Raw genomic sequence first — 16957 nt, 5'->3', positions numbered from 1 at the left:
GGGTGTTCATGCCTTCGCCTCCCGCGGCAGGCCGAGCAGCCGTTCGGCGACGATGTTGCGCTGAATCTCGTTGGTGCCGGCGTAGATCGGACCGCCGAGTGCGAACAGCAGGCCGTCGGTCCACGGGTCGGCGAGTTCGGCGTCGGCACCACGCAGGTCCAGCGCGGTCTGGTGCAGGGCGACGTCGAGGTCCGACCAGAACACCTTGGTCACCGACGACTCGGCACCGAGTTCGCCACCGTTCACCAGTCGCGTCACGGTGCCGAAGGTGTGCAGGCGGTAGGCCTGCGCCTTGATCCATGCGTCGGCGACGCGCTCGGCGAACGCGGGGTCCTGATCCGACTTCCAGGCGTCGACCAGGCGCTCGGCCGGTGCGAGGAAACGGGCGGGGCTGCGCAGCGACATGCCCCGCTCGTTGCTCGACGTGCTCATCGCCGAACGCCACCCGTCGTGCGCCTCGCCGATCACGTCCTCGTCGGCAACGAAGACGTCGTCGAGGAACACCTCGCCGAATCCCGTGTCACCCCCGAGTTGTTCGATGGGGCGCACCGTGACGCCGGCGGCGCGCAGGTCGAACATGAAGTACGTCAGGCCCCTGTGACGCTGCGCCTCGGGGTCGGACCGGAACAGGCCGAACGCTCGGTCGCCGAATACGGCCCGGGAGCTCCAGATCTTCTGGCCGTTGAGCTTCCAGCCGCCGTCGGTCCGGGTCGCGGTGGACCGCAGCGACGCCAGATCGCTGCCCGACTCCGGCTCCGACCACGCCTGCGCCCAGATCTCCTCGCCGCTCGCCATCTTCGGCAGGATCCGGTCCCGCTGCTCCTCGGAGCCGTGGGCGAAGAGCGTCGGTGCGAGCATGCCCGTGCCGTTCGCGCTGGCGCGGCCGGGTGCGCCGGCGCGGAAGTACTCCTCCTCGTAGACCACCCACTGCAGGAGGGACGCGTCCCGGCCGCCGTACTTCTCGGGCCACGCGATCACCGACAGACGCGCGTCGAACAGCACCCTGTCCCAGTCGCGGTGCTGGGCGAAGCCCTCGGCGGTGTCGTAGGACTTGGTCGGGAAGTGCGACCGGTTGGCGGATAAGAACTCGCGGACCTCGGCCCGGAACTCCTGTGTCTCGTCGTCGATCTGGAGATCCATCACACCATCTCTCGGAGTTGGGGTTTGACCACCTTGCCGCCCGGATTGCGGGGGAGTGCGGGCACGAACGTCACCGACCGTGGTGCCTTGAAGTTGGCGAGGTGCGTACGGGTGAAGGCGATGACGCCCTCCTCGGTCAGGTCTGCGCCGGGCCGCGCCACGACGAACGCCCTGCCGACCTCGCCGAGGCGGTCGTCGGGCACGCCGATCACGGCCGCCTCCGCCACGCCGTCGAGTCGGGCGAGCACCTGCTCGATCTCGGCGGGGTAGACGTTGAAGCCGCCGCAGATGTACATGTCCTTGAGGCGGTCGGTGATGCGGAGATTGCCTGCGGCGTCGACGCTTCCGACGTCGCCGGTGTGCAACCAGCCGTCGGCGTCGATGGCGGCGGCGGTCGCCTCGGGGTCGTCGAGGTAGCCGAGCATGACGTTGGGTCCGCGGAGCAGCACCTCACCGGACTCGGCGTCGTCGTCTCCGTCGATGCGCAGTTCGAAGCCGGCGATCGGTCGCCCGCTGGTGGTCGCGACGGTCACCGCGTCGTCGTCGGCGCGGCACATCGTCCCGAAGCCGCTGGCTTCCGTGAGCCCGTAGGCGGTGAGCACGACGTCGATGTCGAGTTCGTTCTGCATCCGCTCGATCAGGACCACGGGGATGGTGGCGGCACCGGTCACGGCGAACCGCAGCGAACTCAGGTCGTAGTCGCCGCGGCGGGGATGGTCGAGCAGCGTCTGATAGATGGTCGGCGGGCCGGGCAGCACCGTGATCGCGTTGTCCTGCACGGCCTGCATCGCCCGTTCGGCGTCGAAGGTCAGCTGCGGGACGAGCGTCGCACCGGTCTGCAGGCAGGCAAGGATGCCCGCCTTGTAGCCGAAGTTGTGGAAGAACGGGTTGATGCACAGGTAACGGTCGGCGTCGGTGACCTGGCCGCACGCCGCCCACGCCGCGGGCGCCTCGAGGGACTGCCGGTGCGCACACAGCACGCCCTTGCTGCGGCCCGTCGTCCCGGAGGTGAAGAGGACGTCCGCGACGTCGTCGGGTGCGACCGCGGCCGCGCGGGCGTCGGCGGCGCGGAGATCCGCGCCGCGGGCGACGAACTCGTCCCACGTCCCGTCGGACTCGTCGATGGGGATGCGCACCACGTGGCGCAGGGCGGGGAGGGCGGCACGGTCGAGGTCTGCGAGCCGGTCGGTGCCGAGGAAGCGGCCCATCCCGATCAGCAGCGGCGCTTCGGTGCGCGCCAGGATGTCCGTGGCCTCGGTCGCGGTGTATCGCGTGTTGAGGGGGACGACGACGGCACCCGCGTAGGTGGTGGCGAGGCTGGCGACCACCCAGTGCCAGGTGTTGGGCGACCAGATCGCGACCCGGTCGCCGGGGTTCACCCCGAGCGCAACGATCGCCGCCGCGGCGCGTCTGACCTCGGCCCTCAGCTCGGCGTAGGTGAGCCGGCGATCTGCGGTCAGGACGGCGAGATGGTCGGGCAGGCGCTCGGAGATGCGGTCGAGGACACCCGGGATCGTCCTTGGCTGGTACATGCCCCGGTCGCTCCGCTCCTGCCCACTGGGCGACGGCATTGACGCTCCTCTAACAAAGCAAGTGCTTGGTAGGTTAGCCTACAGGAGTGATGGAGGTCGAGGAGTTCAGGACCGAGGTGAGGCAGTGGCTCGCCGACAATCTGGTCGGTGACTACGCGGCGCTCAAGGGACTCGGCGGCCCGGGCCGCGAGCACGAGGCGTTCGAGGAGCGACTGGCCTGGAACCAGCACCTCGCCAAGGCCGGACTGACCTGTCTCGGGTGGCCCGAGGAGCACGGCGGCCGGGGTCTCACCACGGCGCATCGCGTGGCGTTCTACGAGGAGTACGCCAAGGCGGACGCTCCCGACAAGGTGAACCACCTCGGCGAGGAACTGCTCGGCCCGACGCTCATCGCGTACGGCACGCCGGAGCAGCAGCAGCGCTTCCTCCCCAGGATCCTCGACGTCACCGAGCTGTGGTCGCAGGGCTACTCGGAGCCGGGAGCCGGCAGCGATCTCGCCAACGTGGCGACGTCGGCCGAACTCGACGGTGACGCGTGGATTATCAACGGGCAGAAGGTGTGGACGTCGCTGGCGCACTGGGCGCAGTGGTGCTTCGTGATCGCCCGCACCGAGAAGGGCTCCAAGCGGCACGCGGGCCTGTCCTACCTGTTGGTCCCGCTCGACCAGCCCGGCGTCGAGATCCGCCCGATCATCCAGCTCACCGGCGACTCCGAGTTCAACGAGGTGTTCTTCGACGACGCCCGCACCGATGCCGACCTCGTGGTCGGCGAGCCCGGTGACGGCTGGCGCGTCGCGATGGGCACCCTGACCTTCGAGCGCGGCGTGTCCACCCTGGGCCAGCAGATCCGGTACCGGCGTGAATTGCTCGGCATCGTCGAACTCGCCAAGAAGACCGGCGCCGCGGACGATCCGCTGATCCGCGAGCGCCTGACGCGGTCGTGGGCGGGATTGCAGACCATGCGCTCGTACGCGATGGCGACGATGGACCTCGGCGACGGTGACCGTACGGGTAGCGCCATGGGCGGCGGGCAGGACAGCGTCTCGAAACTGTTGTGGGCCAATTGGCATCGCGAACTCGGCGAGATCGCCATGGACGTCCGGGGTGCCGCGGGCCTGACCCTCGACGACGGCGAGTTCGACGAGTGGCAGCGGCTGTACCTGTTCTCGCGATCCGACACCATCTACGGCGGCTCGAACGAGATCCAGCGGAACATCATCGCCGAGCGCGTGCTCGGCCTGCCCAGGGAGGCCAAGGGATAGTGATGAGTGCCTGCGCGAAGAGGTTACGACAGTGACTCTTTCGGCGACGCCCACCGAGATCGGCGGTCACGGCCTGCTCGACGGCAAGGTCGTGCTCGTTACCGCCGCGGCGGGAACCGGCATCGGATCGACCACCGCACGTCGGGCGCTGCTCGAGGGCGCCGACGTCGTGGTGTCCGACTACCACGAACGCCGACTCAACGAGACCCGCGACGAACTCGCGGCCCTCGGACTCGGCCGCGTGGAGGCCGTCGTGTGCGACGTGACGTCCACCGAGGCGGTCGACGCACTGCTCGAGGCGACCGTCGAGAAGGCCGGCAGGCTCGACGTCCTGGTCAACAACGCGGGACTGGGCGGACAGACACCCGTAGTCGACATGACCGACGACGAGTGGGACCGCGTCCTCAACGTCACCCTCACCTCGGTGATGCGCGCGACCCGCGCGGCGCTGCGGTACTTCCGCGGGGTCGAGCACGGTGGCGTCATCGTCAACAACGCCAGCGTCCTGGGGTGGCGCGCCCAGCACTCCCAGTCGCACTACGCCGCGGCCAAGGCGGGCGTGATGGCCCTGACCCGGTGCAGCGCGATCGAGGCCGTCGAGTTCGGCGTGCGGATCAACGCGGTATCGCCGAGTATCGCCAGGCACAAGTTTCTGGAGAAGACCAGCTCGTCGGAACTGCTCGATCAGCTCTCGTCGGACGAGGCATTCGGCAGGGCCGCCGAGCCGTGGGAGATCGCCACCACCATCGCGTTCCTGGCCAGCGACTACTCCAGCTACCTGACCGGCGAGGTCATCTCGGTGTCGAGCCAGCGGGCCTGACTACGCTGGTGCCGTGAAGCGAACGGTGGCGGCTGCGGCGTGTCTGGTGATGCTCGTCGCGGGGTGCTCCGGTGCGAGCAATTCCGGCGGTTCCACGTCGTGCGCCGACTTCCTCGCCATGCGGACCGACAATCAGGACGCCACCGTCGCCAAGCTCCTCAAGGAGCGCAACGGCAGAAACTCCTCGACCGGAGAGGTCGTCGACACGCGCGCCTCCCTCGTCGCATCCTGCGGTCCCGGCGACAAGAAGGACACCGAGATCGGCGATCTCGGCTGACGCGAAGTTTCTCCACGGGATCTTCACGAGTGGTGCCGGAAAGCACCACATCCGGCACGTACGGTCTGGGATGTGAAGCGCATCCTGGTGGTCGACGACGAGCCGACCATCCTGGCTGCGGTCGCGACCCGGCTGCGCGCCGAGGACTTCCTGGTGGAGACCGCCGTCGACGGCCCGTCCGCGGTCGCGGCCGCCGCGGCGACCGATCCAGACCTGGTGGTGCTCGACGTGATGCTGCCGGGATTCGACGGGCTGGAGGTGTGTCGCCGCATCCAGTCCGCACGCTCGATACCGGTGCTGATGTTGACGGCCCGCAGTGACGAGACGGACATGCTGGTCGGCCTCGGCATCGGTGCCGACGACTACCTGACGAAGCCCTTCAGCATGCGGGAACTGGTCGCGCGCGTCCGGGTGCTGCTGCGCCGGGTGGAACGCGTCGCGGTCTCGCCACCCCTGTCGTTCGGGGCCTACCGGATCGATCTGCGGGCGCGACGCGTGCATCGCGGGGACGACGAGATCCACCTGACCAAGCTGGAGTTCGACGTGCTCGCCTTCCTCGCCGAGCGACCGCGCGCAGCCGTCAGCCGGGAGACACTGCTCGAGCACGTGTGGGGGTGGACCTCGGACACCGAGACCCGCACCGTCGACAGTCACGTGAAGGCGTTGCGGCGCAAGCTCGGACCGGGTCTCATCCGGACCGTCCACGGCGTCGGGTATGCGTTGGACGCGCCGCGGTGAGTCGGCTCGCCGCGATCTGGGACCGGGTCCCGCGGCCGCTCGACCCGTTCGCCTCGTTCAAGGTGAAGATGGCGCTGCTCGTCGGCAGCGCGATCACGTTGGCAGCGTTCACGTTCTGGATCGGGGCGAGCTGGCAGTTCCGCTATGCGTTGCTCGCAGCACTGGCGACGTCGCTGATCCTGACGCAGTTCCTGGCGCACGGGATGACGTCGCCGCTGCGGCAGATGACCGCCGCCGCCCGTGCGATGGCCCGCGGGGACTACAGCCGCAGGGTCCGCGCCACGTCCCGCGACGAGATCGGGCAGCTGGCAACGGCCTTCAACCAGATGGCGGCCGATCTCGGGGCGGCCGACGAGTACCGGCGCGGGCTGATCGGCAACGTGTCCCATGAGCTGCAGACCCCCATCACCGCGTTGCGCGCGGTCCTGGAGAACGTCGTCGACGGTGTCGCCGAACCCGATCCGGCGACCATGCGGGTCGCACTGCTGCAGACCGAGCGGCTCGGCGAGCTCGTCGGCAACCTGCTGGACCTGTCGCGCCTGGAGGGAGGCGCCATTCGGCTGCAGCCCGGGCCGTTCGGCGTCGCCGAGTTCCTCCGCGAGTGCCTGTCCCACGTCTCGGTGTCGGTCGCCGACGTCGAGGTCGTCGTCAGGGCGGAGCCGCCGGCGTTGGTCGCCGTGGCCGACCCGGCCCGACTGAAGCAGGTCGTGATCAACCTGGTGGACAACGCCATTCGGCACAGCCCCAGTGGCGCCGGGGTGGTGGTGCATGCGGCCGCGGCGGGTCGGGGCGGGTTGCGGTTGGAGGTGGCCGACGAGGGGCCGGGCATCCCGCCGGCTGAGCGGGAGCGCGTCTTCGAACGGTTCACCCGAGGAGACACGTCGGCAGGCGGCACCGGACTCGGTTTGGCGATCGCGCGATGGGCCGTCGAACTCCACGGCGGTGCGATCGAGGTGATGGACGTCGAGAGGGGATGCCGGATCGGCGTCACCATCCCGGCACCGATCGACGGAGAGGGACCACGATGATGCCCGCGAGGACGTCGCCGCATCCGCACGCGCCCATGGCGGCGCCGCCGATCATCGGGCCGCAGCTGCCACGTCACGGCGAACCCGGGTGGACCATCTGGCCGCACCGATCGTGGCCGTTCGATCCACTGGCCGCCGCGCCACGTCGCGTCGTCCGGCTGGCCCTGGTGGTCGCCGTCGTGGGCGGTCTGTTCTGGCGGGTGTCGGTGCTGAGCATCGGTTACCTGCTGGTGGGTGCCCTCGTCTTCGGGGTCGTCTACGGCACCGCCGAGCGCCGACCGACGCGTCGCGAGTGGCTCGGCATCGCGGCGACACTGATGCTGCTGGCCGTGCCCGCAATCCTCGCCGCCGAGTGGCTGGGCGTGCTGTGCATCTCGGCGGCCTGGCTCGTCGGCTGGACGACCCTGGCCGGTGGCCGGACGTGGACGGCGATCGTCACCGGCCCCTTCCTGCCGTGGCTGGTGCCGGCCCGCGTCGTAGGCTGGACCCGGCGTTCCCTGAGCACGGGCCGGGTCGACCGCCGCGGCCGGCCGGCGGTGGGTCGCGTGGTGCTCGTCGCCGTCATCACTGCGGTGCTGGTCGTCGTGTTCGGGAGCCTCTTCGCCTCGGCGGACCCCGCGTTCGCGCGACTCGTCGACAATCTGATGCCGGAGTGGAACGTCTTCGACGCGCAGGTGCGTGTCCTCGTCGGACTGCTCGTCGCGTTCTTCGTCCTCGGCGGTGGCTACCTGCTGCGGCACCGGCCGCGCCTCGACGCGATGGCCCCGGCCCGACGGCCCGCGATACCCAACTGGGAGTGGGCCGTTCCGCTCGCGGTTCTCGACGTCCTGTTCATCGGGTTCGTCGTGGTGCAGGCGACGGTGCTGTTCGGCGGGCACGCGCACGTGCTGGGAACCGACGGCCTGACCTACGCCGAGTACGCGCGGCAGGGTTTCTGGCAGTTGCTGTGGGTGTCGGCGCTGACGCTGCTCGTGCTGAGCGTGGTCATTCGGGTCGCCTCCCGCGAGACCGCGCCGGACCGTCGGCTGCTGCGTCTGCTGGTCGGAACGCTCTGTGCCACTTCGGTGGTCGTCGTTGTCTCCGCGATCCACCGGATGTGGCTGTACCAGGAGGCGTACGGGTTCAGCGTCCAGCGGGTCGTGGTGATCGCTATCGAACTGTGGCTGGGAGCGGTGTTCGTACTGATCGCGCTCGCGGGCGTCCGGATGACGGCGTGCTGGCTGCCGACGGCGGTGTTGTTCGCGGGCGTCGTGACGCTGCTCGGCCTGGCCGCGCTCGACCCGGAGCGGATGATCGCCGACCGCAACGTCGACCGGTACGAGCAGACCGGGCAGTTGGACGTCGACTACCTCCAACGGCTGTCGTCGGACGTCGCACCGGCGCTGGCGCGTCTGCCGGACGACGTGCAGGCGTGCGCGAGCTACCGCGCGGAGGACCGGGGATCCTGGAACGAGTTCAATCTGTCACGCTGGCAGGCGGCCCGCGACGACCGGTCGACGACGGTGTGCCTCAGCTACGGGGAATAGCCCGCGCTAGCCGAGCAAGCGCTTGGTTGATACCCTGGCCGGGTGGACAAGGCGCCGCTCAGCCGCCGCGACGAGTTGCTCGACCTCGCCGCGACGATGTTCGCCGACCGCGGGCTACGGGCCACCACCGTCCGCGACATCGCCGACTCGGCGGGAATCCTGTCCGGCAGCCTCTACCACCACTTCAAGTCCAAGGAGCAGATGGTCGAAGAAGTCCTGCGCGACTTCCTCGACTGGCTGTTCGGTCGCTACCGGGAGATCCTCGACGCGGAGCCGGATGCGCTCGGCCGCGTCAAGGGCCTCTTCATGGCGTCCTTCGAGGCCATCGAGCACCGGCACGCCCAAGTCGTCATCTACCAGGACGAGGCCAAGCGGTTGTCGACGCTGCCCCAGTTCGGCTTCGTCGACGAGCGCAACGTCGAGCAGCGCCGGATGTGGATCGACATCCTCAAGCAGGGTGTCGCCGACGGGCACTTCCGGCCCGACCTCGACGTCGACCTCGTCTACCGGTTCATCCGCGACACAACCTGGGTGTCGGTCCGCTGGTACCAGCCCGGTGGTCCCCTCACCGCCGAACAGGTCGGCGCGCAGTACCTCGCCATCGTCCTCGGTGGCATCACGACATCAGAAGGAGAATCCCATGGCTGAGGCGTACGTCATCGATGCCGTCAGGACCGCCGTCGGCAAGCGCAACGGATCGCTCGCCGGTCTGCATCCCGTCGACCTCGGCGCCGCCGCGTGGCGCGGCCTCTTCGCACGCACCGACCTCGACCCGGGTGCCGTCGACGACGTCATCGCGGGCTGCGTCGACGCCGTCGGCGGGCAGGCGGGCAACATCGCCCGGCTGTCGTGGCTCGCCGCCGGCTTCCCGGAGGAGGTTCCCGGTGTGACCGTCGACCGCCAGTGCGGCTCGAGTCAGCAGGCCATCTCGTTCGGCGCACAGGCGATCATGTCCGGGACCGCGGACGTGATCGTCGCGGGCGGCATGCAGAACATGAGCCAGATCCCGATCAGCTCCGCGATGATCGTCGGCGAGCAGTTCGGCTTCACCTCGCCCACCAACGAGTCCAAGAGCTGGCTACACCGCTACGGCGATCAGGAGATCTCGCAGTTCCGCGGCTCCGAGATGATCGCGGAGAAGTGGGCGCTCACGCGCGAGGAGATGGAGCAGTACTCGCTGACCAGCCACCAGCGCGCGCAGGAGGCCATCCGATCCGGGTACTTCGAGAACGAGGTCATCCCGGTCGACGGCTTCGTCACCGACGAGGGGCCGCGTGACACGTCGCTGGAGAAGATGGCCGGGCTCAAGACCCTCGTCGACGGCGGGCGCCTGACCGCCGCGATGGCGAGCCAGATCTCCGACGGAGCGAGCGCGGTACTGCTGGCCTCGGAGCAGGCCGTCGCCGACCACGGCCTCAAGCCGCGAGCGCGCATCCACCACATCAGCGCCCGCGGAGCCGATCCCGTCTACATGCTCACCGGCCCGATCCCCGCGACCGAGTACGCGCTCGCCAAGACCGGCCTGACGATCGACGACATCGACACCGTCGAGATCAACGAGGCCTTCGCCCCCGTCGTGATGGCGTGGCTCAAGGAGACCGGCGCGGACCCGGCGAAGGTCAACCCGTCCGGTGGCGCGATCGCGCTGGGCCACCCGCTCGGCGCGACCGGCGCCAAGCTGTTCGCGACGATGCTGAACACGTTGGAGCGCACCGGCGGTCGCTACGGCCTGCAGACGATGTGCGAGGGCGGCGGCACCGCGAACGTGACGATCATCGAGCGGCTCTAGCGGCTTCGCACGCCGGCTACCGCCTCCGAGCTGCGCCGAGATGGCCTCATTCGTGAATCCTGCGACGCATCGTCCGCGTGTCGCGTCGCCAGATTCACGAACCGTCACCAGGTGAAGTTGCGCCGTCGGAGTTCGTTCATCACCCTGCTGACGTAGGTCGCCCGACGGCCGTACAGCAGGTCACGACTCACCCGGACGATTCGCCACTTCTCGTCTGCGAGTTCGACCTGCTTGTCGATGTCGCGTTGACGCACCGCCGGATCGGTCCAGTGCTGCGGGCCGTCGTACTCGATTCCGACTTTGACGTCCTCATAGCCCATGTCGATCCGAGCAATGAAGTCGCCGTACGCGTTGCGCACCACTATCTGTGTGCGTGGTGCAGGCAGTCCGGCGTCGACGAGGGCTAGCCTCGCCGCGGTTTCCTGGGGCGACTCCGCTCCGCCGTCCATCAGTGCCAATGCGCCTCTCAACCTTGGTGTTCCGCGCGCGCCTGGGTGCGCCGCCATGATCGCCTCGACGTCGGTGACCTTGACGTCGGTTGCAGCGGCGAGCGCATCGAGTCGTTGCACCGCGGCCACCCTGCGTGCGACATGGCGCCCGATGTCAAACGCCGTCCGTGCTGGCGACGTGACCCCCATGCCGTCGATGTCGACCACCTCCTCCGGCGTGAGGACGTCGGACCACACACTGATTCCGGACGGGGCCCGACGGTTGTCATGAATCAGTTCTGCCGGGTCCGCGGCGTCTACCCACTTCGCCCCATGAAGAGCGGCCGCCGATCGGCCGGCTAGGGTTCCTCGCCGCCGTGACCACAACCAGGCCGCAACGGCTCGTTCGCGTGGCGACGGGCTGACACCCCAGGGCACGTAGATTCCCGGAAATACCGGTTCGTAGAGATCGCGCATCGCGCGTTCCGGGATGGCCCGCGCTGCCAGCGCCTCTGCTCCGATGAACGGCCACGGTAGAACCCCCATGGTCGGATGCTGCCAAGGGCCACCGACAGAGACTCATTCGTGAATCCGGCGACGAGACACGCCGATGACGCGTCGCAGGATTCACGAACGGGTTCGAAGACCGAGCCGCGGGCTCGACCAACCCCTAGTGCGCGGCCGCGACCAGCGCCAGGCCGCCGAACGCGACGATCCAGCTCGCGAAGCTGCCGACGAGGAAGTACTCGGTGACGTCGTCGATGCCGACGCGTTCGGTGTTGCCTTCGCGGTCGCGCTTCGCGCTGATCTCGGGGAACCGGATGATGCTCTTGGCCGCCACGACCGCGGACGCCATGGTCAGCTGACCCGCCAGGCCGAGGCCGACGATCAGCAACCGTTCCATCGGCCCGAGCAGCCGTCCGCCCTTCAGTTGATCGGACGCCTGCGGCTGACCCGCCGGCTTCACCGAACCGACCGACCCCAGGACGAGTCGGACGAGTTGGTTCGCCGTCGCCGCCTGGACGAGGAGTACCCCGACGGCCATCAGCATCCGATTCGGCGTCACCTCCGCGCCCACCCACGACGGCCACCGGCCGATGACGCCCGCAACGTCGGAACCCCAGCCGGACAACAGGATCAGTGCTGCCACGGCCGCACCGAAGACGATCAGGGGCGTCACCTGACGGGTGCCGGTGCGTTCGGCGCGCTCGCACGACACCTGCCAGCCCACCGCCGCCGTCGAGTCGATGGCGAGCAGCGGGAGGTCGCCGAGATGCCACAGTCCGGCCAGCATCGCCACGCCCACGACGACGACCACGCCGACCACGGGTGGAAGCCACCGTCTCCGGAGCAGCCGACGGCCGACGTCGCCGAGTCCGACGGCGATCAGCAGCACCGCCAGCATGCTCACGGGGTCTCCGCCAGCAGTCGGGACGCCGACACGATGAGGTCGAGGCCGTCGCGGCCGGCGCGCTGCGACACCGCCGACGGGCTGATGTGCTCGTCGGCGGCCAGTTGCTTCTTGGAGCGGTGGGACACGAGACCCTTCAGGATGCGGACGGACCGTTCGTCGAGTGATCCAAACATGTGGTCCCGACACATCAGCGCCGCGTTGATCGGACCTGCATCGGGGGCCGTGGGGTCGGTGGTCCGGTACGTGGTGCGGACGAGCGCCAGGCCCGGTTGCCGCTGCGCCTCGGCCGTCCACTCGATGGCCTCGCGGGCCGACCACCAGCCGGGCCCGTCCTGGATGCCGGTCGTCTCGTCAAGGACCGTGACCGCACCCCACCCGATCCCGAAGCGAACGTCGACGGTCGGCGCCACGGCCAGTCGGACTTGCCAGGCGGCCGCGATGGCAGAGCCCACGCTGGAGTAGCTGCCCTGGAACTCGTCGCCCACCGTGAATGCGGGGGGATCGACCGCGCCGGCCGTGGCGTCGCTCAGGGCGGTGGTGACGGCGCGGTGGAGCGTGGCTCGATCGACGGCCCCGCGGGAGTCCACGACGTCTCCGATGAGCGTCGCCCTCGATGTAGCCCTGGCCTTCATCGCGCCCATATGAAGACTATAGCTTAACTATGGCGCAGTTAAGGATATGACTTCATTAGTCGCGAATGAAGGCGGACGTTGCGGTGAGGTGGTGAATCGCCTCGGCCACCAGCGCTGGAACCAACTCGGCACACGACGGCAGGTCGTCCAGGATTCCCGCGACCTGCCCGGACGCCAGCACGCCGGCGTCGGTGTTCCCCTCGACCAGGCCGGCCTTCAGCAGCATCGGGGTGTTGGCGGCCATGACCACCTGCGACCAGGTGAGGTCCTTGCCGCGCCGCATCGCCAGGCCGTCGGTCACCAGCGACCGCCACGTCATGCCCGACATCTTCTTGAACTTCTGCGCGTTGCCCACTGCCGCCGCGAGCCCGCGAACCGGTGAGCCGCTCTCGAGTTTCTCGACGAGGCCGGTCCGGAGGACGCGGTGCGGCATCCCGTCGACCCGCGTCGACACGACCGTGCCGTCGAGCGCCGAGTCCAGGTAACGCCGCTTGACGGCCTCGGGCACCGTCGAGTCCGACGTCAGCAGGAAGCGGGTGCCCATCGCGACGCCGGCGGCGCCGTAGGACAGCGCGGCCGCCAGGCCACGACCGTCGAAGAACCCACCCGCCGCGATCACCGGCATGCCGGTGTCGGCGACGGCGTCGAGGACCGATGGCAGCAGCAGCGTCGTCGCGATCGGGCCGGTGTGGCCGCCGCCCTCGCCGCCCTGGACGATCACCGCGTCCGCGCCCCAGCCCGCCACCTTCTTCGCGTGCTTGGCGAGACCCACCGACGGGATGACGACGACGCCGGCGTCCTTGAGTCGGGCGATCAGGTCGGGCTTGGGAGCTAGGGCGAAGGAGGCGACTCTGACTCCTTCGCTGATCAGGAGGTCGACGCGGTCGTTCGCGTCGCCGGCGTCGGCACGGATGTTGATGCCGAACGGTTTGTCGGTGGCGGCCTTGACCTTGCCCACCGCGACGCGCAGTTCCTCGAGGGTCATGGTGGCCGACGCGAGGATGCCCAGTCCGCCCGCGTTCGACGTCGCGGCCACGAGGCGCGCACCGGCTACCCAGCCCATGCCGGTCTGTACCACCGGGTGTTCGATGCCGACCAGGTCGGTCAGCGGCGTCTTGAGGTGACTCATGCTCGTACTTCTCTGTCCCGCAGCGACTTCGGATCGATGACCTCGCGAATGAGGCGCAGCTCCTCGGTCGACGGTAGCCGGGTCGGCTCGGCGGTGTCGAGTCCGTGCACCTCGAAGGACGTGTTCTCGGCGACCTCGTCGGCACCGACGCCGGGATGCAGTGACAACGCGCGCATCTGACGGTCCGGACCGCCGAAGTCGAAGACGCCGAGGTTGCTCACCACGCGGTAGACGTTGGCGAACCGGTACGCCGGATTGTCGGGATCGACCTTGTCCCAGCCGATGCCGGAGACGATGTCGACGGAGTCGCCGAAGACGCGCTTGCCGTGGCCGCCCACCCAGTAGCTGGTGGCGTGGTTGATGCTGTTGCCTGGCGCCCCGCGTACCCCGAACATCTGCCGCTTGGGCTGCTGGATCGGTCCGAACGCCGACAGGTTCTGGTTGCCGTAGCGGTCGATCTGGTTGGCGCCCATCACGACGTGGCGGCGTCCCCACGTCAGCGTCTCGAAGACGCGGCCGAACGGCATCCACCCCTCGATCGCTCCGGTCGCACCGAGTGCGGGGGTGTCGGCGAGGATGCGGGCCTCACCGTCGGTCAGCAGGATGTCGGGGGAGAACGTCAGCCGGGCCAGACGGGCGCCGATCGACACCATGTTCGCCATCGGGCTGACCATGATTTCGCCTGCGTCACGGAACAACTCGGCGCACGCGACGGCGCACACCTCGGCCCGGGTCGCGTACTGGTCGTCGGAAGTCACTTGGCTGCCTCCTTCGCTGCGGCCTGCTCATCGGCGAACCTGCGGACCGCTGCCTGGTAGTCGTCCTCGCTGCCGGACAGGTAGGTGGCGACGAACTCCGCCCACGTCTCGTCGGATCCGGCGGCCTCGGCGTAGTGCCGCTGGAACTTCTCGTCGCGGCGGTAGTCCGGTTCGGCCGTCGTGAAGTGTGCCCCGTTGGGGGCCTCTACGAGCGAGTCGACCATCATGCGGTTGACCAGCAGCGCCTGTGGCGGCACCGATGACACCAACTCCTCGGTGGAGACGACGCGGTCGACGCTCATCAGCCGCTTCTTCGCCGACATCAGGAAGAGGTCGTCGAAGTAGGGGTCGATGCCGGTGTAGGCCGCGTTGCCGCGGGCGTCACCGACGTTGAGGTGGACGAGTGCGACGTCGAGATTCAGCGCGGGCATGGCGATCAGCTCCTCGTAGCCATCGCCCGTGGGGTAGGGGGAGCGGACGGTCTTCAGCTCGTCACCCCAGAACGTGCGCACGTCGCTGCCGAGGCCCGCGCGGATGGGGAGGAACGGAAGTCGTTGCGCCGCAGCCTGCAACCCGCAGCGCAGCATGCCCTCGTCCATCTCGCGCGCCTCGATGGCTCCGGTGGTCCGCGCCTTCGCGAACCACGGGTCGTAGAACGGCGGCGAGTCCAGTGACACGAAACCGTAGTAGACGCGCTTGACCTTGCCCGCGGAGCAGAGCAGGCCCAGGTCGGGGCCGCCGTAGGTGACCACGGTCAGGTCGGTGACGTCGGTGCGGAGCAGTGCGCGGATGAACGCCATCGGCTTGCGGCGCGACCCCCACCCGCCGATGCCGATGGTCATGCCGCTCTCGATCGACGAGACGGCCTCGTCGAGGGTGGTCCTCTTGTCGCTCAAGCTACTTCGCTCCCTTGTCGGTTCCCGCGAACGCATCCCGGTGTTCGTCGGACACGCCGGCCAGGTTGAGTTCGAACGTGAACCCCTGTTCCATGCGGTATCTGGCGTTGACGGGCTGGACGTCGATGAGGTTGAGGGCCTCCTTGGCCGCCCGGATCACGCGGGTGTCCTTCGACGCGATGTCTCGCGCGACCCGCAACGCCGCCTCGTCGAGGTCGGTGCGCGGCACGACCTCGTGCACGGAGCCGAAGTGGTGCAGCGTCTGCGCGTCGACGGTGGCCGCGGTGAAGAACAGTCGCCGCATCATGTGCTGGGGCACCAGGCGGGAGAGGTGGGTGGCGGCGCCGAGTGCACCGCGCTCGACCTCGGGCAGCCCGAACTTCGCGTCGTCGGAGGCGACGATCACGTCGGAGTTGCCGACCAGCCCGATGCCGCCGCCGACACAGAACCCGTTGACCGCGGCGATGACGGGCACCTCGCACTCGTAGACCGCCCGAAAGGCGTGGAAGCACCCACGATTGGCGTCGATAAGTGCGGTGAACCCGTCGGTGTTCTGCATCTCCTTGATGTCGACGCCCGCGTTGAAGCCGCGGCCCTCCGCGCGCAGGATCACCACGTGGGTGTTGCGGTCGCGGCCGGCGGCGGTGATCGCGTCGCCGAGTTCGAACCATCCACGCGACGGGATCGCGTTCACGGGTGGGTAGTCGACGGTGACCGAGACGACGCCCGGTTCCACGGTCTTGGTGGTGATCGTCATCGTGGAGTCTCCTGGGGTGGCTACCTAAGCAAGCACTTGCTTGGTACGCTAGCACAGTGACCGACGCCGCTGGAATCAATCTCCGACTCGCCGGACGGGTCGTTCTCGTCACCGGCGGGGTGCGGGGCGTCGGTGCCGGCATCAGTGCCGTCTTCGCCGATCAGGGTGCCACCGTCGTGACGTGCGCCCGCCGCCCGGTCGAGGGCAACCCCTACGACTTCCACTCCTGCGACATCCGTGATGACGCGTCCGTCAAGGCCCTCGTCGACGCGATCGTGGCAACGCACGGACGGCTCGACGTCGTCGTGAACAACGCGGGCGGATCGCCGTACGCGCTGGCCGCCGACGCGTCGGCCAGGTTCAGCACCAAGATCGTCGAACTGAACCTGCTGGGCACGCTGTCGGTGTCGACGCATGCCAATGCCGTGATGCAGCAGCAGGATTCCGGCGGATCGATCGTCAACATCACCAGCGTCAGCGGGCGGCGTCCCACTCCGGGAACCGTCGCCTACGGCGCAGCGAAGGCCGGCGTGGAGAACATGACCACGACGCTGGCCGTGGAGTGGGCTCCAAAGGTACGGGTGAACTCGGTAGTCGTCGGCATGGTCGAGACCGAGCAGTCCGAACTGTTCTACGGCGACACCGACTCGATCGCGGCGATCTCCCGCAACGTTCCACTCGGACGGCTGGCCAAGCCCGCGGACATCGGCTGGGCCACCGCGTTTCTCGCTTCCGAAGCCGCGTCCTACATCAGTGGTGCATCGCTTGAGGTGCACGGCGGTGGCGAGCCACCGCACTACCTGTCGACGACGACCGCCGACATCAAGTAAG

18 protein-coding genes are annotated in these 16957 nt (G+C 68.9%); 9 read left to right on the top strand and 9 right to left on the bottom strand.

The window, feature by feature from the left end:
- Positions 1-6: 6 nt before the first annotated feature.
- Together G6N64_RS01180 and fadD3 are read right to left on the bottom strand one after the other, a co-directional pair.
- Positions 7-1140, bottom strand: coding sequence for an acyl-CoA dehydrogenase family protein (locus G6N64_RS01180; protein WP_163795247.1), 1134 nt, complete (start codon positions 1138-1140; stop codon positions 7-9).
- Entirely contained in the window at positions 1140-2672 is a 1533-nt protein-coding gene (gene fadD3, locus G6N64_RS01175) for a 3-((3aS,4S,7aS)-7a-methyl-1,5-dioxo-octahydro-1H-inden-4-yl)propanoate--CoA ligase FadD3 (RefSeq protein WP_163801354.1), read from the bottom strand. The genes G6N64_RS01180 and fadD3 overlap by 1 nt, the downstream gene beginning before the upstream one ends.
- An 86-nt stretch (positions 2673-2758) precedes the next feature.
- Here fadD3 and ipdE1 point away from each other — a divergent pair, with 86 nt between their 5' ends.
- From ipdE1 to fadA6, 8 genes are all read left to right on the top strand, one after another.
- Positions 2759-3934, top strand: coding sequence for an acyl-CoA dehydrogenase IpdE1 (ipdE1, locus tag G6N64_RS01170; protein WP_163795246.1), 1176 nt, complete (start codon positions 2759-2761; stop codon positions 3932-3934).
- Between the two features lie 31 nt (positions 3935-3965).
- Complete coding sequence (gene ipdF / locus G6N64_RS01165; RefSeq protein ID WP_163795245.1) at positions 3966-4754, top strand: (5R,7aS)-5-hydroxy-7a-methyl-1-oxo-2,3,5,6,7,7a-hexahydro-1H-indene-carboxyl-CoA reductase; 789 nt, start codon at positions 3966-3968, stop codon at positions 4752-4754.
- A 13-nt stretch (positions 4755-4767) separates the two neighbouring features.
- On the top strand, positions 4768-5031 hold the full coding sequence (locus G6N64_RS01160) for a hypothetical protein (RefSeq protein ID WP_163795244.1): 264 nt from the start codon (positions 4768-4770) through the stop codon (positions 5029-5031).
- Positions 5032-5103: 72 nt separating this feature from the next.
- Positions 5104-5769: a response regulator transcription factor gene (locus G6N64_RS01155; protein WP_163795243.1), complete on the top strand. Its 666-nt coding sequence runs from the start codon at positions 5104-5106 to the stop codon at positions 5767-5769.
- Between the two features lie 68 nt (positions 5770-5837).
- Complete coding sequence (locus tag G6N64_RS01150) at positions 5838-6797, top strand: HAMP domain-containing sensor histidine kinase (protein WP_163801353.1); 960 nt, start codon at positions 5838-5840, stop codon at positions 6795-6797.
- On the top strand, positions 6797-8323 hold the full coding sequence (locus G6N64_RS01145; RefSeq protein WP_163795242.1) for a DUF4153 domain-containing protein: 1527 nt from the start codon (positions 6797-6799) through the stop codon (positions 8321-8323). The genes G6N64_RS01150 and G6N64_RS01145 overlap by 1 nt, the downstream gene beginning before the upstream one ends.
- Before the next feature lie 42 nt (positions 8324-8365).
- Complete coding sequence (kstR2, locus tag G6N64_RS01140; RefSeq protein ID WP_163795241.1) at positions 8366-8971, top strand: TetR family transcriptional regulator KstR2; 606 nt, start codon at positions 8366-8368, stop codon at positions 8969-8971.
- Positions 8964-10112 (top strand): steroid 3-ketoacyl-CoA thiolase FadA6, encoded by a 1149-nt coding sequence (gene fadA6 / locus G6N64_RS01135; RefSeq protein ID WP_163795240.1) that lies wholly within the window; start codon positions 8964-8966, stop codon positions 10110-10112. The genes kstR2 and fadA6 overlap by 8 nt, the downstream gene beginning before the upstream one ends.
- A 104-nt stretch (positions 10113-10216) precedes the next feature.
- Here fadA6 and G6N64_RS01130 read toward each other — a convergent pair whose 3' ends face one another.
- From G6N64_RS01130 to echA20, 7 genes are all read right to left on the bottom strand, one after another.
- Positions 10217-11086 (bottom strand): putative endonuclease domain-containing protein, encoded by an 870-nt coding sequence (locus G6N64_RS01130; RefSeq protein WP_163795239.1) that lies wholly within the window; start codon positions 11084-11086, stop codon positions 10217-10219.
- A 124-nt stretch (positions 11087-11210) separates the two neighbouring features.
- On the bottom strand, positions 11211-11951 hold the full coding sequence (locus tag G6N64_RS01125; protein ID WP_163795238.1) for a hypothetical protein: 741 nt from the start codon (positions 11949-11951) through the stop codon (positions 11211-11213).
- Positions 11948-12595: a SatD family protein gene (locus tag G6N64_RS01120; RefSeq protein WP_174266735.1), complete on the bottom strand. Its 648-nt coding sequence runs from the start codon at positions 12593-12595 to the stop codon at positions 11948-11950. The genes G6N64_RS01125 and G6N64_RS01120 overlap by 4 nt, the downstream gene beginning before the upstream one ends.
- A 46-nt stretch (positions 12596-12641) precedes the next feature.
- A complete protein-coding gene (gene ipdC / locus G6N64_RS01115; protein WP_163795237.1) occupies positions 12642-13715 on the bottom strand; it encodes a (3aS,4S,5R,7aS)-5-hydroxy-7a-methyl-1-oxo-octahydro-1H-indene-4-carboxyl-CoA dehydrogenase in 1074 nt (357 codons plus the stop codon).
- The gene (gene ipdB / locus G6N64_RS01110; protein ID WP_163795236.1) at positions 13712-14473 is read right to left on the bottom strand and encodes a cholesterol ring-cleaving hydrolase subunit IpdB; all 762 of its coding nucleotides are present in this window, start codon (positions 14471-14473) and stop codon (positions 13712-13714) included. The genes ipdC and ipdB overlap by 4 nt, the downstream gene beginning before the upstream one ends.
- Entirely contained in the window at positions 14470-15369 is a 900-nt protein-coding gene (gene ipdA, locus G6N64_RS01105; protein WP_163795235.1) for a cholesterol ring-cleaving hydrolase subunit IpdA, read from the bottom strand. Before ipdA ends, ipdB begins: the two co-directional genes overlap by 4 nt.
- Position 15370: 1 nt before the next feature.
- A complete protein-coding gene (gene echA20, locus G6N64_RS01100) occupies positions 15371-16126 on the bottom strand; it encodes a (7aS)-7a-methyl-1,5-dioxo-2,3,5,6,7,7a-hexahydro-1H-indene-carboxyl-CoA hydrolase (protein ID WP_163795234.1) in 756 nt (251 codons plus the stop codon).
- A 56-nt stretch (positions 16127-16182) separates the two neighbouring features.
- Between echA20 and G6N64_RS01095 the strand changes: the two genes are divergently transcribed.
- Positions 16183-16956 (top strand): SDR family oxidoreductase, encoded by a 774-nt coding sequence (locus tag G6N64_RS01095; RefSeq protein WP_163795233.1) that lies wholly within the window; start codon positions 16183-16185, stop codon positions 16954-16956.
- Position 16957: the final 1 nt, after the last annotated feature.

It is taken from the genome of Mycolicibacterium sediminis, assembly GCF_010731735.1.
GTDB lineage: Bacteria > Actinomycetota > Actinomycetes > Mycobacteriales > Mycobacteriaceae > Mycobacterium > Mycobacterium sediminis.
The sequence above is the reverse complement of the archived record's forward strand: the minus strand, read 5'-3'. Positions and strand labels throughout refer to the sequence as shown.

Excerpts from the sequence above, each read along its gene's own strand:
- G6N64_RS01130 (WP_163795239.1), bottom strand. The coding sequence starts at position 11,086 with ATGGGGGTTCTACCGTGGCCGTTCATCGGAGCAGAGGCGCTGGCAGCG.
- G6N64_RS01120 (WP_174266735.1), bottom strand. The coding sequence starts at position 12,595 with ATGGGCGCGATGAAGGCCAGGGCTACATCGAGGGCGACGCTCATCGGA.
- G6N64_RS01150 (WP_163801353.1), top strand. The coding sequence starts at position 5,838 with ATGGCGCTGCTCGTCGGCAGCGCGATCACGTTGGCAGCGTTCACGTTC.
- G6N64_RS01145 (WP_163795242.1), top strand. The coding sequence starts at position 6,797 with ATGCCCGCGAGGACGTCGCCGCATCCGCACGCGCCCATGGCGGCGCCG.
- fadA6 (WP_163795240.1), top strand. The coding sequence starts at position 8,964 with ATGGCTGAGGCGTACGTCATCGATGCCGTCAGGACCGCCGTCGGCAAG.
- echA20 (WP_163795234.1), bottom strand. The coding sequence starts at position 16,126 with ATGACGATCACCACCAAGACCGTGGAACCGGGCGTCGTCTCGGTCACC.
- ipdC (WP_163795237.1), bottom strand. The coding sequence starts at position 13,715 with ATGAGTCACCTCAAGACGCCGCTGACCGACCTGGTCGGCATCGAACAC.
- fadD3 (WP_163801354.1), bottom strand. The coding sequence starts at position 2,672 with ATGTACCAGCCAAGGACGATCCCGGGTGTCCTCGACCGCATCTCCGAG.
- G6N64_RS01180 (WP_163795247.1), bottom strand. The coding sequence starts at position 1,140 with ATGGATCTCCAGATCGACGACGAGACACAGGAGTTCCGGGCCGAGGTC.